This is a genomic window from Rathayibacter sp. PhB186 (genome assembly GCF_003751825.1).
In the GTDB taxonomy this organism is placed as follows: domain Bacteria; phylum Actinomycetota; class Actinomycetes; order Actinomycetales; family Microbacteriaceae; genus Rathayibacter; species Rathayibacter festucae.
Window position 1 is genome coordinate 1265271 of the sequence record NZ_RJKO01000001.1, and the last position, 16203, is coordinate 1281473.

Sequence of the window (16203 nt, forward strand, 5' to 3'; positions counted from 1 at the left end):
CCGCGACCACGCCGTAGGATGGATGCCCGTGGCTCTCACTATCGCAATCGTCGGACTCCCCAACGTCGGCAAGTCGACGCTCTTCAACGCGCTGACCAAGAACACGGTGCTCGCCGCGAACTACCCGTTCGCGACGATCGAGCCCAACGTCGGAGTCGTGAACCTGCCCGACTCCCGCCTCGAGGTCCTCGCCGGCATCTTCGGCTCCGAGCGCATCCTCCCCGCGCCCGTGTCCTTCGTCGACATCGCCGGCATCGTCCGCGGCGCCTCGGAGGGCGAGGGCCTGGGCAACAAGTTCCTCGCCAACATCCGTGAGGCCGACGCGATCGCGCAGGTCATCCGCGGCTTCGAGGACGCCGATGTCGTGCACGTCGACGGCAAGGTCGACGCCGCGAGCGACATGGAGACGATCAACACCGAGCTCGTCCTCGCCGATCTGCAGACCCTCGAGAAGGCCGAGGCGCGCTACGAGAAGGAGCTCAAGGGGAAGAAGATCGAGCCGATCGTGCTCGAGACCGCGAAGAAGGCGCGCGAGTTCCTCGACTCCGGCAAGCCGCTCTCGGCGTCCTCGATCGAGCTCGAGCCGATCCGCGAGCTCGGCCTGCTGACCGCGAAGCCCTTCATCTACGTCTTCAACGTCGACGAGGCCGTGCTGACCGACGACGCGCGCAAGGCCGAGCTGGCCGCGCTGGTCGCCCCGGCGCACGCGATCTTCCTCGACGCCAAGATCGAGTCCGAGCTGATCGACCTCGACGAGGCCGACGCGGCCGAGATGCTCGAGTCCACCGGCCAGACCGAGTCGGGCCTCAACCAGCTCGCCTCCATCGGCTTCGACACCCTCGGCCTGCAGACCTACCTCACGGCGGGCCCGAAGGAGACGCGCGCCTGGACGATCGGCAAGGGCTGGACCGCCCCGCAGGCGGCCGGCGTGATCCACACCGACTTCCAGAAGGGCTTCATCAAGGCCGAGATCATCTCGTTCGAGGACCTCGTCGAGACCGGCTCGATCGCCGAGGCCCGCGCCAAGGGCAAGGCCCGCATCGAGGGCAAGGACTACGTGATGCAGGACGGCGACGTGGTGGAGTTCCGCTTCAACGTGTAGCTCGGTTCGGCTCTGCGAGCCGGGCGGCGGGGGAGACCGCGCAGCGCAGGTGCCTGGAAGTACGGGTCTGCTCGGCGCGGCTCGCTGCTCGTCGCAGGTGCCGAGGTCGGATGGCGCGCCAGCGTCGGTGCCGGACATTCCTCCACGAGCCGGCTTTGACATACTCGGGCAACGCCGTGCGACGCGAGGGGAAGACGTGCCGGGGAGACCACCGCATCCGGATGCCCGTGCCGAGCAGTCCCTTCAGTGGTTGGAGAGCATCGGGTGGTCGGTCGTACTCGGCGACGCTCACTTCCTCGGTCGGTGCGGTGGGACCTGCGGGCACCGTGAACTCGTGCAGAACGTGGCCGAGATCCGACCGATGATTGAGATCCGACGACGGTCGGTGGAAAAGTACTCGTGTACGACCGAGGAGGAAGACCGATGATGCAGGGCTACGTGGAAGTGAGCTGCATCGTCATCGGAGCAGCTGAGGAGTCTCAGTTCGATGACGCGATCTGCGGCGTGGCCACCGAGATGTCCCGCCTTGAAGGCGGCCTCGGAGTCGCGATCTCGGGCTCGGCGTCGACACGCTCCCTCGTCTTCGAGATCCCTGTCGATGACGAGGACGACACGAATGATCCGCTCACCTGGGCCCTGGCTCTCGTCCGCGCCGCATCGCACGCCGCGTCGCTGGGGACGCCGGGCTGGCCGACAGTGCGTGTCGAGGAGATGCGCCGTGACAGCGTCGAAGCGCCCGCGGTGGTTTGAAGCCTCCGCCGAGTTCTCCTGAACACGGCGACCACTCGTCGTCCGAGACGCGCAACCGCCCGCGCGCACCTGCCGGGGTGGAAACGGTCTGTCGTCGTCGGTGCGGGGTGGTTCTGACGCGACGGGCATCCGAAGCTGCGATTCAGGGGGACGCGTGCGATGAGCAGCGGTGAAGAACGACAGCGAGTCCTGCGTTTCTGGTGGCTCCTCGAGCTGTTCAGTCCGCAGAGCGTGCCGCGGCCGACACCTCGTGCAGCGGGGGCCGCCGACAGGCAGGTGATCGAGTGGCGGCCGGGAGATCCGCTGCCGTGGAAGGTGCTGCCGACTCCGCGGCGAGTGGGCGGGTCCGAGCGAGCGTGGCGACACACGGTGTACCTGGGTGTCTACGACCTCGAATCGACCTACGACAGCCTTCAGCGCGCGTTCGGGGAGGACACGGACGCGTACGACGAACGGTCGGCGGGCCGTAGCGCTGCAGCCGGCCTTCTCGTGGGTGCCGACGGCGTTCTGGCGGTCGACTCCGCGGTCCTCTCGTCCGCGCTGTGGGCGGTCGGGCGGATCGGGACGCACGGCATCGATGATCCGGAGTGGTCGGCGGGCTTCCCGGAGGCGGTGAAGGCGTTCCGAGAGGCGGTGGACGAGCACGAGGGCAGGCGCCCGGGCGGTCGTGGCGACGCCGCCCCCGCACAGGACTCCGAATCGCTGACCGCGCTGACACGGCTCGCTCATGAGGTGCAGGGGGTGAGCGGAAGGCCGGAGCTCGCCATGCCCGTCGCGGTCATCCAGTCCGTCGCCGTCTCCGTCCGGCGCCAGGACGAGCCGGCTGACATCGACTTCCTCAACAGCCTCTTCCTCGACGACCTCGCGGCCGTCCGCGCCGCGGTCGCGAAGGGGCACGGCGGCGAGGCGCTGACCGGATATCTGACCAGCGGGGGCCGGCTCGACGAGAGCTCCCGCGTCGATGTCATGCTCGACGACGCGGCGACCGAGGACGGCGTCGTCGTCGAACGGCTTCCGCTCGGGCGCTGGCCGTCCACGCCCGAGCACGGTCTCTCCCTGCGTCAGCAGTTCGCGGTGAACCGGGCACTGGTCGACCTCGGGCCCGGGCGCGGACTGATGGGCGTGAACGGACCGCCCGGCACGGGCAAGACGACGATGCTCCGCGACATACTCGCGGGCAACGTCGTCGAGCGGGCCCGCCGCCTCGCCGCCCTGGAGCGAGCGGAGGACGCGTTCGGCCCGAAGACCCACGGCTGGAAGGCCGGTGACGGCCGCACGCACACCGTGCGGGAGGTGCGGCCGGAGTTGACCGGCTACGAGATGGTCGTCGCCTCCGCGAACAACGCGGCCGTGGAGAACGTGACGGCGGAGATCCCGGCGCGAACGGCGATCGACCCATTGTGGAGCGAAGAGGCGGACTACTTCGCCGACATCGCTCGAGAGGTGCTCGCTGCTTCCGCGTCCCGGAGCGCCGGTGATGAGGCTGTCGATGCGTGGGGCCTGGTGGCGGCGCGACTCGGCAACAAGCGCAATCGCAGCGCGTTCCAGTCGGCCTTCTGGTTCGGCGGACGGGGCTCGGCGAGCGGTGCCTCCGAACCGGACCCGGCCGGCGGCATGCTGGCGTTGCTCAAGGAGTGGCGCGACGGTGCCGGCCCGCCTCGCTCGTGGAAGGCTGCGCGGGACGCTTTCGCGGAGGCGGAGCGGCGCGTCGAGGCGCTGCTCGGACAACGGCGGGAGCAGCAGGCACGCCACTCGACGCTTCCCCGAGCGGTGGAGGAGCAGAACCGGATCGCGGAGGTCGTCACGTCGCTCCGGTCCCGCCTCGACGCTGCGAAAGAGGAGCGGATCGCCTGCGAAGCCGCTGTCGACGGTGCGAGCGCTCTCCTCGCGAGCATCGAGGTCGCCCGGGAGCGCATCCGATCCCGGAGGCCCGGCGTGCTCGCGACGATCATGTCCCTCGGTCGCTCACGTCGCGACTGGCGACGAGAACTGGCTCCTGTCGAGGCCTCGGCCCGTGCGGCGAGCGCCGCCCGCGACAGGGAACGGTCTCGGCTCGCCGGGATCGACGACCGCGGAGAGCGGCTCGACCGCGACCTGGCGAGCGCTCGGCGTGAGAGAGCGCAGGCGACGGAGTCCCTCGCCCGGCTGAGGCAGCAGCTCGCCGCCGACGAGGAGCAGGTCGGTGCCGGGTACCCGGGCGAGGCGTGGACCGGGACCGCCCGCGAGATGATCGCCCCCTGGCTCGACCCGGTGCTGGACGAAGCCCGATCCGATCTCTTCCTCGCTGCACTGGACCTCCACAGGGATCTCCTCGCGAACACGGCGGCCGAGATGATCCCTGGGCTGCGGGCGGCGCTCGACATCGTCGTGGGCGGAGGGCCGCGCGGGCTCGAGCCGGCCAAGCGGCGGGCGGCCTGGCAGCTCTTCTTCCTCGTCGTCCCGCTGGTCTCGACGACGTTCGCCTCGCTCGGGCGGATGTTCGGCGACGTCGGTCAGGAGAGCATCGGCTGGCTCCTCATCGACGAGGCAGGCCAGGCCTGCCCGCAGTACGCCGCAGGAGCGATCTGGCGGGCGCGCCGAGTCGTCGCGGTCGGTGATCCCCTCCAGCTCCAGCCCGTCGTGACGATGCCGCGGAAGGCTCAGCGCGACATCGCCTCCGCGTTCGGCTTGGACGACACCTGGATTCCCCCGCAGGCGTCGGTGCAGACCCTGGCCGACAGGGTCTCCTTGTACGGCACGACGCTCACGCAGGCGGATCGTCAGGTGTGGGTGAGTGCACCGCTCACCGTGCACCGCCGCTGCGACGACCCGATGTTCAGCCTCTGCAACGCGATCGCCTACGACGGCATCATGGTGAACGGCGTGAAGCGCGACCTCACTCATCCTGAAGCGCCCGATCTCTTCGACAGTGAAGCCGGCCCGCGCGTCGTCACGAGCCGGTGGATCGACGAAGCGGCTCCGACACCGGGAACGCATCTCCAGGAGAACCAGATCGCGCGCCTCGAGAGCGGTCTGTCGTATCTCAAGGGGCTCGGGATCCCTCCGAGCCAGGTGATCGCGATCTCGCCGTTCCGCGCTGTCGCCGATCGGCTCTCTGCGCTGTCCACGCAGTATCCGGGTCTCACGGCGGGCACGATCCACACGGCGCAGGGGAAGGAGGCGCCCGTGGTGTTCCTGGTCCTGGGTGGGGATCCGAGCTCACCGGGGGCTCGCGCGTGGGCCGCCTCCTCCGTCAACCTCGTGAACGTCGCGGCCAGTCGAGCCAGCCGTCGACTGTTCGTCATCGGCGACCTCGACGCGTGGCGAGGGCACGACTACTTCCGCGAGGTCGCTGGATATCTGTCTGTCGACACCAATCCCCAGAGCTGACGTCTCTTCTTCTCGGGTTCGGGTGATCTCGGATCCTCGCGGATCGCGCACTTCCCTGCGCGCGCGATCCCACCTCGGTATTATCAGGTCATGGCCAGGACTCCTCGGCCGACCGACGCGCAGGACAGTTCTCCGACCGGGCCGACGGAGGCGCAGGGGATCGGCAAGCAGGAGGCGGCGGTGCGCGCCACCCTCGAGGCAGCGGATCGACGCGCGCACCGCGACAACGTCGCTGCGCTGTCCGCCCATGGGCGAGCGCGGTATGCGGCTCTGCTCGATCGGCTCGCTGAGTAGTTCGGTGAGGGACTCGCGACAGGTGCGATGTCTGCGGCTCGAAGACCTGCTCGCCCCGGCCCTGCGATCCGGGGTGCCGCCCACCCGCGATCGTGGTCTCCTCGGCTCGACCGGATGTCCGTCGTCGTCTTCCTCGGGCTCGACGGACTCGAACTGGACGCCCCTGAGGACGACGCATACGACCTCGTCATCTGCGTCGCCACCGGTTCCGACACTGCGGAGGGCACGGCGAGGCTGCTCGAATCGTGGACGCGGGCCGTCGAGTAGCCCGTGTTCCGTCGGGTCAGTTGAGGACGTCGCCTATTATCCAGCTGGAGAGGCCGACCAGCGTGCAGACGCCGACGACCACCCAGGCGACGGTCTTCCGGACCGAGCGGGCCCTCGCCTCCGAGGTGAGCGGGGTCGGGCGCAGCGGCGCGACGTAGGCGGGCGGGGCCTCCGAGGCGCCGGGGATCAGGCGGGGGAGGGTCGCCGGGCGGCCGTCGACCCAGTCCGCGGGCAGCTCTGCGGCGCGGGCCGCCTGCAGCGTCAACTCGGCTTTCAGCGGCGAGCCCTGCAGAGAGCAGTAGGCGACGGCGGTGAGGCCGAGGCCGGCGAGGTGGCGGAGGGTGGGCGCGAACTGCTCGGACATCGCCGCGGTCAGCTCGCCCACGCGGTCGCCGTCGAGGCGGATCTCCACGAGGCCGCCGACGGGGTGGAGCGTCACGAGGAGGAGCCCGCGGCCGCCCTCGGGGACCACGCCGGCCAGACGGACGAAGTGCTCGTCCTCGCGCTGCACCTGCAGGGCGCGGCCCCAGGGCAGGATCGAGTAGCGCTCCTGGGGCGGCGCGTTGAGCGGCACGAGGAGTTCGGGGGCGACAAGGGCGACCTTCACCGAGGCGCGCAGGCCCTCCTCCGTCCGCTCGGCGCGGAGCCGGGCGGTGGTGGTGGGGGCGGCGCGACTCGCGACCACGCGGGAGAGCCCGGGAAGCGCGGGAGCGCGGCGGTAGGCGTCGGGGAGGTAGCCGATCACGCGGCCGCCGGCGCGGACCGAGACGGCGGGAGTGCCGGTGGGGTGGTCCGGCTCGGGCACGAGGACGACGTCGAGGATCTGATCCGAGATCTCGCCCACGCGCAGCGGGCGGCCGATGACGGACGCGATCTCCTCGATCCGCTCCGCCTCGTCGACGGCGTCGACGGTGGGGGTGCCTGCGGAGTGGGGGAGGCGGTACTCGACGTGCTCGGAGGCGGTCTCCGGCAGCCTGCGCTGCTCGTGCTCGTCCGGGTCGCCGGGTGCCGAGTCCTCCGCGGAGCGGCGGGCGTCGGTCCAGGCGGTGCCGTCCCACCAGCGCATCGACCCCGGGTGGGCGTCATCGCGGTACCAGCCCGCAGGTGCGGCGCGTTCGTCGTCCACCGGGTCCCCGTTCTCTCGGCCCGTCGAGTCTACGAGGGGCCCGCGGCATCCCTCCGCTCGGCGGGGGAGGCCCCGACTCCGCGGAAGTCGCGGTACTCGCGCTCGACTACCGCGACTTCTGAGGAGTGGAGCGAGGCCGTGAAGTGCCGGGTGACGCGGTGGCGGTCGGTGCGCTCAGAGGGCCGGGTTCTCGTCCGCCGGGTCCTCCGTCGCGAAGGCGACGAGCTGGGCCGGGGCGCCGGCGCAGTCGCGGAGGGCCGGGGCGGAGTCGAGGGCGCCGGCGAGCAGTCCGCTCACGTGCCTGGCGTGCCCCGGGTTGATCGGCGCGGGGTCCTCGAGGACCTCCACCAGTCGGTGGAGCACGGCGCAGGTGTCCGGACGCGACATGCGATCCACCGTATTGACGGCCCTCGCCTCCCGGTAGAGGCGATTCGCGCCAGACCCCCCGTCTACGCTTCGGACATGACTCGATTCGAAGGCTCCGTCGTCCTCGTCCTCGGTGCCTCCGGCGGGCTCGGGCGGCTGATCGCGGACGAGCTGGAGCAGCGCGGCGCGACCGTGGTCCGCTCCGGGCGCCGCGCCGCCGACCTCGGCGACGCGCCGCTCGTCGCCGATCTCCTCGGCGAGGACGCCCCGCAGCGCCTGGTGGACGAGGTCTTCCGCCGTCACGGGCGCCTCGACGGCCTCGTCGTCGCGGCCGGCGTCGTCGCCTTCGGCCCCTCGGCCGAGCTCGATCCGGCGGTGCTCGAGGAGCTCGTCGACGTGAACGCTCTGGCGCCGATCCGCGTGCTCACGGCGTCGTTCGCCGCCCTGTCCGCCTCGGGGAATCGGCCCTTCGCGGTCACGATCAGCGGGGTGGTCGCCGAGGCGCCGACCGCCGGTCTCGCGGCGTACTCCGCGTCCAAGGCGGCCCTGTCCTCGTTCGTCCGGGCATCGGCCCGGGAGTACAGGAAGGCGGGCGTCCTCCTGCTCGACGCGCGGCCCGGCCACACGGAGACCGCGCTGTCGCAGCACCCGCTGGCGGGCACGGCTCCGCGCTTCGGCGCGGGGCACTCGCCGCAGACGGTCGCGGCGCGCATCGTCCGCGCCGTCGAGGACGGCGAGACGGACCTGCCGCCGGCGGCCTTCGACGCCTGAACGAGTCCGGGAAAAGAAGCGGTCGCTCGTCCCTCCACAGCCGCGTGATCGCTCGGCCCTCCCCAGATCTCGGGATCCGACGCCGGAGCGAGCGCGGCGCTCGCCACCATCGACGCATGGGAATCCGTTATTACGCTTACGCCTTCGATGCCGATCTGACCGAGCGCGCGCTCGCCGACCCGCGGAGCGTGATCGGCGAGACCGCCCTGGCGGGCGCCTGGGGGATGCCGCACGGCGCCGAGATCGACGCCGCCGATCTGCCGCAGCCGGTGCCGGAGGACGACATGCTCTTCCTCGACCGGGCGTGGTCCGGGTTGCAGGCGCTGACCGCTCCGCGCTCGCCGGAGCAGCCGCCGCGGCCGGCGCACCGGATGCTGGAGGGCCGGGTGTCGCTGCGGAGGATGTGCTGGGATCCGTGGGTGCGCGCCGTTCCGCCGGGAGAGGTCGCCGAGATCGCCGACGATCTGCTCGCGTTCCGGCAGGAGCTCGAGGAGGGCCTGCCGCAGCACCCCGAGGGGGAGCAGCTCGGGCAGTACCTGGACCGCGCCGTGGAGTTCGCGTCCCGGATCGCGCGGTCGGGTCGCGGCTTCGTCTACCTGATCGGCTAGCGCGTGCCTCTCCCGGATCGGCCGGCGCGTGCGTCGCACCTCACGCCGTCGCGAAGCGCTGGGCCGAGCGCTCGCGGGCCTTCGCCGCCTCGACCTCGCGGTCCTTCGGCGGGGCGGCCGTCACCAGGTCCTCGAGGAGGTGGCCCGTGATGTGGGCGATCTCCGCCACGGCGCGGTCGAACGCCTCCTGGTTCGCCTTCGACGGGCGGGTGGCGCCGCTGATCTTGCGGACGTACTGGAGGGCGGCGGCGTGCACCTCCTCGTCGGAGGCGGCGGGCTCGAAGTTGTGGAGGGTGTGGATGTTCCGGCACATGCGACGAGGGTACGTCCGGGTGCGCGCGGGCGCGAGAGGGCGGACACCCGCCGTTCACCCCGGCGTCGCTCGGGGCCCCTAGCGTCGCTCCGTGCCCTCCGTCTCCGATCGCTCCCTCAGCCCCGACGCCGCTCCCGACGCCGCTCCCGACGCCACTCCCGGTGCCGCTCCCCGCGGCGCCCTCGTGCCGACGCCCGAGCTGCTCCGCTCGCTCACGCCCGAGGACGCCCGCGACCTCGTCGTGCTCGACGAGGACGACGACGATCCGGTGCTGCTGCGCCGCGACGGCACGCAGGTCGACACCTGGCGCGAGGGCTACCCCTACGACGAGCGGATGTCGCGCGAGGAGTACGAGGCCGGCAAGCGGCTGCTGCAGATCGAGCTGCTCAAGCTCCAGAACTGGATCAAGAAGCACGGCCGGCGCTTGGTCGTCGTCTTCGAGGGGCGCGACGCCGCGGGCAAGGGCGGCACCATCAAGCGCTTCACCGAGCACCTCAACCCGCGCGGCGCCCGGGTCGTCGCGCTCGAGAAGCCGACCGAGCGGGAGGGCACGCAGTGGTACTTCCAGCGGTACGTCTCGCACCTGCCCGCCGCGGGCGAGATCGTGCTGTTCGACCGCTCCTGGTACAACCGGGCGGGGGTCGAGCGCGTGATGGGCTTCTGCACTCCGGAGCAGTACGACGAGTTCGTCCGGCAGACGCCGCTGTTCGAGAGCATGCTCGTCGGCGAGGGCATCGACCTGGTCAAGCTCTGGTTCTCGGTCTCGGCCGAGGAGCAGCGCACCCGGTTCACCATCCGGATGATCGACCCGGTGCGGCAGTGGAAGCTCTCGCCGATGGACCTCGCCTCGCTGGACAAGTGGGACGACTACACCGCGGCCAAGGAGGCGATGATGGCGGCGACCGACACCGCCGACGCGCCGTGGACCATCGTCAAGAGCAACGACAAGAAGCGCGCCCGGCTCGAGGCGATGCGCTACGTGCTGAGCCTGTACGACTACGACGGCCGGGACGACGAGGTCGTGTCGCCGCTCGGGCCGGACCCGCTGATCGTCGGCTCGGCGGCGGACGTCTACGAGCGCGGCGAGCACGCGGCGACCGCTCGGGCCGCCGAGTAGCGCCGGACCGGGGGACGGGATCATGGGGGACACGACCGTGGGGGACGGGATGAGGAACGACGACGGCGTGCGCGATCTGCCGGGGGTGCACCTGCGCTGGCTCGCGCTCGACGAGCAGCGCCTCGACGCCGAGCGGCTGCTGCCGCTGCTCGGCACAGCGGAGCGGGAGCGCTACCGCGCGACGGGGTCGGCGGCGGTGGCGGAGCGCTTCGTCTTCGGCCGCGTCCTGCTGCGCATGCTCGCGGGCGAGCTCCTGGGGCTGTCCGCCTCGATGGTCCGGGTCACCGCGCGCTGCTCCCGCTGCGGCGGTCCGCACGGGCGCCCCTGGATCGAGGGTGCCGAGCACCTCTCCGTCAGCATCGCGCACTGCCCGGGCGCGGTCGTCGTCGCGGCCAGCAGCGCGGGCGTGGTCGGGGTCGACGTCGAGCCGGTCGCGGGTCCGCCCGAGCGCGGCGTCGCGATCACGCGGATCGCCGGCGCTCCCTTCGCGACGGGCGGGTTCCGCGCCGCCGACCCGATCCTGCACTGGACCCGCATCGAGGCCGCGCTGAAGGCCGACGGCCGCGGGCTGGACGTCGATCCGCGGCGCGTCCGGATCCACGAGTCGCGCTTCACCGCGGAGGCACGGATCGACACCTCGCGCTTCCGGCTCGCCGAGCCGCACCTCGACCCGTCGCTCCGGGTCAGCGTCGCGCTGGGCGACTCCGTCGGCGGTGCCGGTCCGATCATCGGCTGGCGCCGCGAGGACGGCGACGCGCTCGAGGACTCGCTGGTCTCAGCGGGCGGCCGGTAGCGGCGGCAGCCGCACGTCGACGAGCCAGGCGTCGAGCAGCGCTTCGACAGCCGAGACGGCCGTGCCGCCCGCGATCTCCGAGCCGCCGGCGACCTCGGCGCAGAGCGCGCGGAAGTCGTCCTCGCTCGCGGTGCCGGACGCGTGCCGCGCGGTCCAGGTGCGCAGGAGCTGGAAGAACACCTCGTCGCCGAGCCGGAGCCGCAGCGCGTGCAGCGTCAGCGCGCCCCGCTTGTAGACCCGGTCGTCGAAGAGGTCCATCGGTCCCGGGTCGCCCAGCACGAGGTCCTGCCGCTCGAACCGCAGGAGTGCGTGGTGCCGGCGGGCCTGGGCGTCGGCGCTGAGCCCGCCCGACTCCTCCGACCAGAGCCACTCGGCGTAGCAGGCGAAGCCCTCGTTCAGCCAGATGTGCCGCCAGCGGGCGAGGCCGACGCTGTTGCCGAACCACTGGTGAGCGAGCTCGTGGGCGATCAGCCGCTCCGAGCCGCCGCGGCCGTCGACGTGGTTCGCGCCGAACACGGCCATGCCCTGCGCCTCCAGCGGGATCTCCAGCTCGTCCGCGGTGACCACGACGGTGTACTGACGGAACGGGTACGGGCCGAAGACCCGGGAGAAGAACGCGAGCATGGCGCTGAGCGGTGCGAAGTCGCGCGCGACCCGCGCGGCCAGCGCGGCCGGGCGCGCGAGCGTGACGGCCACTCCGGCGAGCAGGCGGTCCTCGAGCACGTAGCGGCCGATCTGCACCGACGCGAGGTAGCTCGCGGTCGGCTCCAGCTGCTCGTAGAGCCAGGTGCGCCGGCCCGAGCGCTCGCTCGTCTCGAGCAGCACGCCGTTCGCGAGCACGGAGTAGCCCTCCTCCGCGCTCACCCGGATCCGGTAGGTCGCCTTGTCGGCGACGTCGTCGTTGCAGGGGTACCAGGTCGACGCGCCGGAGGGCTGCGACGCGACGAGCACGCCGTCGGTCAGCTCCTCCCAGCCGAGCTCGCCCCAGTGGCTGGCGCGCGGTCCGGGGTGCCCGCCGTACTCGATCTCGACGACGGCGCTCGCGCCGGCCTCGAGCGGCTCGGCGGGGGTGATCCGGAGCTTGTGCGCCACCTGGTCGCTGCGCGCCTTGCGTCCGGCGACCCGCACCCGCGTCGCCCGGAGGCGGCTGAGATCGAGCGAGAAGCGGCGCAGCGGCTGCAGCGCGACGATCCGCAGGGTCGCGCGGCCGGCGAGCCGGTTGCTCGAGACCCGGTAGTCCAGGTCGAGCTCGTAGGACTCGACGCGGTAGCCGGTGTTGCCGATGCCGGGGAGGTACGGGTCGCCCGCCGTCTCCAGCCCGGCCTGCGCGTCGCTCACGCGACGGGCGCGTGGTAGTCGCCGACACGGACCTCGCGCCACGGGCCGATCGGGTTGCCGCTCCAGCGGCTGCCCGCGGGCACGAGCTCGCCGCGCATGACGAGGGAGGCGGGGCCGACCGTGCCGTGCGCCGCGATGGTCGCGGCGGGGAGGATCACGCTGTGCGGGCCGAGGGTCGCGCCGGCGTCGAGACTCACGAGATCCATGCTCATGATTCGATCATGGAACAGGTGGGTCTGCACGACGCAGCCCCGGTTGACGGTCGCTCCGTCGCCCAGATCGACCAGATCGGCCTCCGGGAGCCAGTAGCTGTCGCACCAGACTCCGCGGCCGATCCGCGCGCCGAGGCTCCGCAGCCACCAGACGAGGGCGGGCGTTCCGGCCGCGGCGTGCGCGAACCACGGCGCCGCCACCATCTCGGTGAAGGTGTCGGCGAGCTCGCTGCGCCAGACGAAGGAGGACCAGAGCGGGTGCTCGCTCGGGCGGACGCGCTGGATGAGGAGCCACTTCGCCGCGGTCGAGACACCTGCGGCGACCGCACCGGCGGCGAGCAGGACGACGCCGCCGACGACCGCCGTCGCCGGTGCCCCGATCACCGGTATCAGCGCCAGCAGGGCCGCGACGACGCCGAGGCCGATCGCCATCGAGACGACGACCGGCACGAAGCGCAGCAGCTCCCAGACGATCCGGGCGGCGCGAAGGCGCGCGGCCGGCCGGAACGTGCGCGCCGACTCCGCCTCGACCACGGTGCGCCGCAGCCGCACCGGCGGCGAGCCCAGCCAGGACGAGCCCGCCTTCGACTTCCGCGGGGCGGAGGAGAGCACCGCGACCAGCCCGCCGGCCGGCACCGTGTGGCCGGGCGCCGCCATTCCGGAGTTGCCGAGGAACGCGCGCTCGCCGATCTCCGCGCGGGCCAGCCGCATCCAGCCGCCGCCGAGGGCGTAGGAGGCGACGAGGGTGTCGTCGGCGAGGAAGGCGCCGTCGCGGATGGTCGTCATCGCGGGCAGCAGCAGCACGGTCGAGGCCTCGACGTCGCGGCCGACCTTCGCGCCGAGCAGCCGCAGCCAGACCGGCGTGAAGAGGCCGGAGTAGAGCGGGAAGAGGAGCGCGCGCGCGTGGTCGAGCAGGCGCTCCGTCGACCAGACCTGCCAGCCGATCCGGCCGCGGACGGGATGCGTGCCGGCCTCGACGCCGCGGCCGAGCAGGCGCACGAGCACGACGACCAGGCCCGCCAGCACGACGCCGGTGACGGCGACCGCGGGGACGAGGGCGGCGACGGCGCGGGGGAGAGCCTCCGCGAGATCCGCTGCGCCCTGCACGGCGAGGGCGAGCACGCCGAGGCCCGCCGCGAAGGAGACGACCGGCACAGCGGCGAGTCCCACCGCCGAGACGGCGTAGGCCCAGACCCACGGCGTCGCGCGCGGCGGGCGCTCGGCGGGGAAGCCCGCGCTCGCCTTGCCGAGGCGCTGCGCGGGCGAGCCGCCCCAGCGCTGGCCGGCCGGCACCCGGCCGAAGACCGCGGAGCCGGGCTCGATCTGCGCGTTCTTGCCGATGCGGGTGCCGGGCAGGAGGGTGCTGCGGGCGCCGACCGTGCTGCCGGCGCCGACGCGGACCGCGCCGACCCGCAGGACGTCGCCGTCGATCCAGTAGCCGGAGAGGTCCACCTCCGGCTCGATGGCGGCGCCGCGGCCGAGAGTGAGCATCCCGGTGAGCGGCGGGAGCGAGTGCAGGTCGACGTCATCGGCGATCCGAGCGCCGAGCGCGCGGGCGTAGTGCGCGACCCAGGGTGCTCCGGCGAGGCTGACGGCGCCGAGCTGGTGGGCGATCCGCTCGGCGAGCCACAGCCGCAGGTGCACCCCGCCGCCGCGCGGGTGGTCGCCGGCGCGCACCCCGCGCAGCAGTGCGCGGGCGGCGAGGACGGTGAGGCCCATCCGGCCGAACGGGGTGCAGAAGAGCGCGAACGCGACGACGAGCCCGGGCAGCGGCACGGTCGGCAGCCAGCCGAAGCCGGGCAGCAGGTCGAGCAGGGCGCAGACCGTGAGCACGACCGTCGTCCAGCGGGCGCCGCTCAGCACCAGGAGCGGCGCGCCCAGGAGGGTCTGCAGCACCTGCATCCGGCGCGGAACCGGGGCGATCCGGTGACTCGAGACCTCGCCGGCGCCGGTCGCGCGACTCGCGATCTCGGCCGACATCGCCGCGAGCCGGGGGTGCGCGTAGACGTCGGCGACGGTGAACTCGGGGTCCTGCTCGCGGATCCGGGCGACGAGCTGGGCGGCGGCGAGCGACCCGCCGCCGAGGTCGAAGAAGTTCGCCCTCTCGTCGACCGGGACGCCGAGGACCTCGCGCCAGAGTCCGGCGAGCCAGGCGGTTCCGGCGTCGAGCCCGGGGTCGGCCGCGGTGCTCTCGGGCAGCGGCCAGGGCAGAGCGGCTCGGTCGACCTTGCCCGACACGCGCGTCGGCAGCTCGTCGACCACCGCGAGCAGCGGCACGAGGGCGGCCGGCAGCTCCTCGCGCAGCCGCGTCAGCGCGGCGTCGCGGTCGAGCGCGCGACCGCCGGCGAGGGCGAGGTAGCCGACGAGCACCTGGATCCCCGCGCCGGTGGTGCGGACGGCGGCCGCGGCGCCCGAGACCCCGGGCAGCCCCTGCAGCGCCGCCTCGACCTCGCCGAGCTCGATGCGCCGGCCGCCGAGCTTGACCTGGTCGTCGGCGCGGCCCTGGAAGACGAGTCCGGCGCTCTCGAAGCGCACGAGGTCGCCGGAGCGGTAGGCGCGCTCCCAGCCCAGCGTCGGCGCGGGAGCGTACTTCTCGGCGTCCTTCGCGGGATCGAGGTAGCGGGCCAGCCCGACGCCGCCGATGATCAGCTCGCCGACCTCGCCCTCGCCGACGCGACGGCCCTCGGGATCGACGACGGCCAGCCGCCAGCCGTCCAGTGGCAGACCGATCCGCACCGGGCCGGACCCGCCGAGGGGCGCGGCGCAGGCGACGACGGTCGCCTCGGTGGGGCCGTAGGTGTTCCAGACCTCGCGGCCGTCGACGGCCAGGCGCTGGCCGAGTTCGGGCGGGCAGGCCTCGCCGCCGAAGATGAGCAGGCGGACGTTCTCGAGCGACTCCGCCGGCCAGAGCGCCGCGAGGGTCGGCACGGTCGAGACGACCGTGATGCCGTGCGTGGTCAGCCAGGGACCGAGGTCCATCCCGCTGCGCACGAGCGAGCGCGGCGCAGGCACGAGGCAGGCGCCGTGCCGCCAGGCCAGCCACATCTCCTCGCAGGAGGCGTCGAAGGCGACCGAGAGGCCCGCGAGCACCCGGTCGCCGGGCCCGAGGGGCTCGGCCTGGAGGAAGACGCGCGCCTCGGCGTCGACGAAGGCCGCGGCCGAGCGGTGGCTGACGGCCACGCCCTTCGGTGTGCCGGTCGAGCCCGAGGTGAAGATGATCCAGGCGTCGTCCTCGAGGGTCGGCGGCTGCAGCAGCGGGATCGAGGCGGTGCTGGGGTGCGGCGCCGACCCGGTGAACAGCCGCGCGGGCTCCGCGTCGGCGCGCTCGAAGCGTCCGGAGCCGGTGATGACACCGCGGACGGCGGCCTCGCCGAAGACGAGTCGCGCCCGCTCCTCGGGGTCGTCGGCGTCGACCGGGACGTATGCGGCACCGGCGGCGAGGATGCTGAGGATCGCGAGGTAGAGCTCGCGCGAGCCGCTGGCCATCCGCACGCCCACTCGGTCGCCGCGACGCACCCCGGCGGCGGTCAGCTCGGCGGCGGCGGAGACGACGCGGGCGAGCAGCTCGCGGTAGCTGAGGGCGCCGGCGGGATCCTCGAGTGCGGAGGCGTCGGGGTGGCGCTCGGCGGTGTCGCGGAGCACGTCGATCAGGGTCCGCGGTGCCGGGGCGAGGGCGCCGGCGTCGAGGAGGTCCTGGGGATGCGCGTCCGTGCTCACGAGTGCTCTCCGTTCCGGCCGCGCGTCCGGGAGCGGATCGGCCGGGGCGCCACGGTAGGG

The 16203-nt window shown here is 73.0% G+C and carries 13 protein-coding genes; 8 read left to right on the forward strand and 5 right to left on the reverse strand.

The genetic code is table 11. The features are described 5' to 3' along the window. Window positions 1-28 precede the first annotated feature (28 nt). The 4 genes from ychF to EDF45_RS05995 all read left to right on the forward strand — a co-directional run bounded on the left by ychF (window position 29) and on the right by EDF45_RS05995 (window position 5782). On the forward strand, window positions 29-1102 hold the full coding sequence (gene ychF / locus EDF45_RS05975) for a redox-regulated ATPase YchF (protein ID WP_123735295.1): 1074 nt from the start codon (window positions 29-31) through the stop codon (window positions 1100-1102). A 423-nt stretch (window positions 1103-1525) separates the two neighbouring features. Then, on the forward strand, window positions 1526-1852 hold the full coding sequence (locus EDF45_RS05980; protein WP_123735296.1) for a hypothetical protein: 327 nt from the start codon (window positions 1526-1528) through the stop codon (window positions 1850-1852). A 489-nt stretch (window positions 1853-2341) separates the two neighbouring features. Then, complete coding sequence (locus EDF45_RS05985) at window positions 2342-5221, forward strand: DEAD/DEAH box helicase (RefSeq protein ID WP_260311862.1); 2880 nt, start codon at window positions 2342-2344, stop codon at window positions 5219-5221. A 408-nt stretch (window positions 5222-5629) separates the two neighbouring features. Next, complete coding sequence (locus tag EDF45_RS05995; protein WP_207901628.1) at window positions 5630-5782, forward strand: hypothetical protein; 153 nt, start codon at window positions 5630-5632, stop codon at window positions 5780-5782. Between the two features lie 16 nt (window positions 5783-5798). On the opposite strand, the gene EDF45_RS21555 is transcribed toward EDF45_RS05995, so the two are convergent. Then, a complete protein-coding gene (locus tag EDF45_RS21555) occupies window positions 5799-6908 on the reverse strand; it encodes a DUF2510 domain-containing protein (protein ID WP_221181085.1) in 1110 nt (369 codons plus the stop codon). Window positions 6909-7082: 174 nt separating this feature from the next. After that, window positions 7083-7295: a hypothetical protein gene (locus EDF45_RS06005; protein ID WP_123445428.1), complete on the reverse strand. Its 213-nt coding sequence runs from the start codon at window positions 7293-7295 to the stop codon at window positions 7083-7085. Window positions 7296-7370: 75 nt separating this feature from the next. Here EDF45_RS06005 and EDF45_RS06010 point away from each other — a divergent pair, with 75 nt between their 5' ends. Both EDF45_RS06010 and EDF45_RS06015 read left to right on the forward strand, forming a co-directional pair. Beyond that, window positions 7371-8045 carry an SDR family oxidoreductase gene (locus tag EDF45_RS06010; protein ID WP_123735299.1) on the forward strand — a complete coding sequence of 225 codons (675 nt, stop codon included), beginning with the start codon at window positions 7371-7373 and terminating at the stop codon, window positions 8043-8045. A 116-nt stretch (window positions 8046-8161) separates the two neighbouring features. After that, window positions 8162-8653 carry a DUF1877 domain-containing protein gene (locus EDF45_RS06015; RefSeq protein ID WP_123735300.1) on the forward strand — a complete coding sequence of 164 codons (492 nt, stop codon included), beginning with the start codon at window positions 8162-8164 and terminating at the stop codon, window positions 8651-8653. 40 nt (window positions 8654-8693) lie between these two features. Here the strand turns inward: EDF45_RS06015 and EDF45_RS06020 are convergent, their stop codons facing one another. Then, on the reverse strand, window positions 8694-8966 hold the full coding sequence (locus tag EDF45_RS06020) for a DUF2277 domain-containing protein (protein ID WP_123735301.1): 273 nt from the start codon (window positions 8964-8966) through the stop codon (window positions 8694-8696). 199 nt (window positions 8967-9165) lie between these two features. Here EDF45_RS06020 and ppk2 point away from each other — a divergent pair, with 199 nt between their 5' ends. Both ppk2 and EDF45_RS06030 read left to right on the forward strand, forming a co-directional pair. Beyond that, a complete protein-coding gene (gene ppk2 / locus EDF45_RS06025) occupies window positions 9166-10083 on the forward strand; it encodes a polyphosphate kinase 2 (RefSeq protein ID WP_279398358.1) in 918 nt (305 codons plus the stop codon). A gap of 49 nt (window positions 10084-10132) precedes the next feature. Then, the gene (locus EDF45_RS06030; protein ID WP_123735302.1) at window positions 10133-10876 is read left to right on the forward strand and encodes a 4'-phosphopantetheinyl transferase superfamily protein; all 744 of its coding nucleotides are present in this window, start codon (window positions 10133-10135) and stop codon (window positions 10874-10876) included. On the opposite strand, the gene EDF45_RS06035 is transcribed toward EDF45_RS06030, so the two are convergent. Beyond that, window positions 10859-12214 carry a M1 family metallopeptidase gene (locus tag EDF45_RS06035; protein ID WP_185020091.1) on the reverse strand — a complete coding sequence of 452 codons (1356 nt, stop codon included), beginning with the start codon at window positions 12212-12214 and terminating at the stop codon, window positions 10859-10861. The genes EDF45_RS06030 and EDF45_RS06035 overlap by 18 nt on opposite strands. Further along, on the reverse strand, window positions 12211-16143 hold the full coding sequence (locus EDF45_RS06040) for a Pls/PosA family non-ribosomal peptide synthetase (RefSeq protein WP_123735303.1): 3933 nt from the start codon (window positions 16141-16143) through the stop codon (window positions 12211-12213). Before EDF45_RS06040 ends, EDF45_RS06035 begins: the two co-directional genes overlap by 4 nt. Window positions 16144-16203 lie beyond the last annotated feature (60 nt).

What these genes read in the sequence shown, in the direction of transcription:
- EDF45_RS05980 (WP_123735296.1), top strand. Translation starts at nt 1,526, where the DNA reads ATGATGCAGGGCTACGTGGAAGTGAGCTGCATCGTCATCGGAGCAGCT.
- EDF45_RS05995 (WP_207901628.1), top strand. Translation starts at nt 5,630, where the DNA reads ATGTCCGTCGTCGTCTTCCTCGGGCTCGACGGACTCGAACTGGACGCC.
- EDF45_RS06005 (WP_123445428.1), bottom strand. Translation starts at nt 7,295, where the DNA reads ATGTCGCGTCCGGACACCTGCGCCGTGCTCCACCGACTGGTGGAGGTC.
- EDF45_RS06010 (WP_123735299.1), top strand. Translation starts at nt 7,371, where the DNA reads ATGACTCGATTCGAAGGCTCCGTCGTCCTCGTCCTCGGTGCCTCCGGC.
- EDF45_RS06015 (WP_123735300.1), top strand. Translation starts at nt 8,162, where the DNA reads ATGGGAATCCGTTATTACGCTTACGCCTTCGATGCCGATCTGACCGAG.
- EDF45_RS06020 (WP_123735301.1), bottom strand. Translation starts at nt 8,966, where the DNA reads ATGTGCCGGAACATCCACACCCTCCACAACTTCGAGCCCGCCGCCTCC.
- EDF45_RS06030 (WP_123735302.1), top strand. Translation starts at nt 10,133, where the DNA reads ATGAGGAACGACGACGGCGTGCGCGATCTGCCGGGGGTGCACCTGCGC.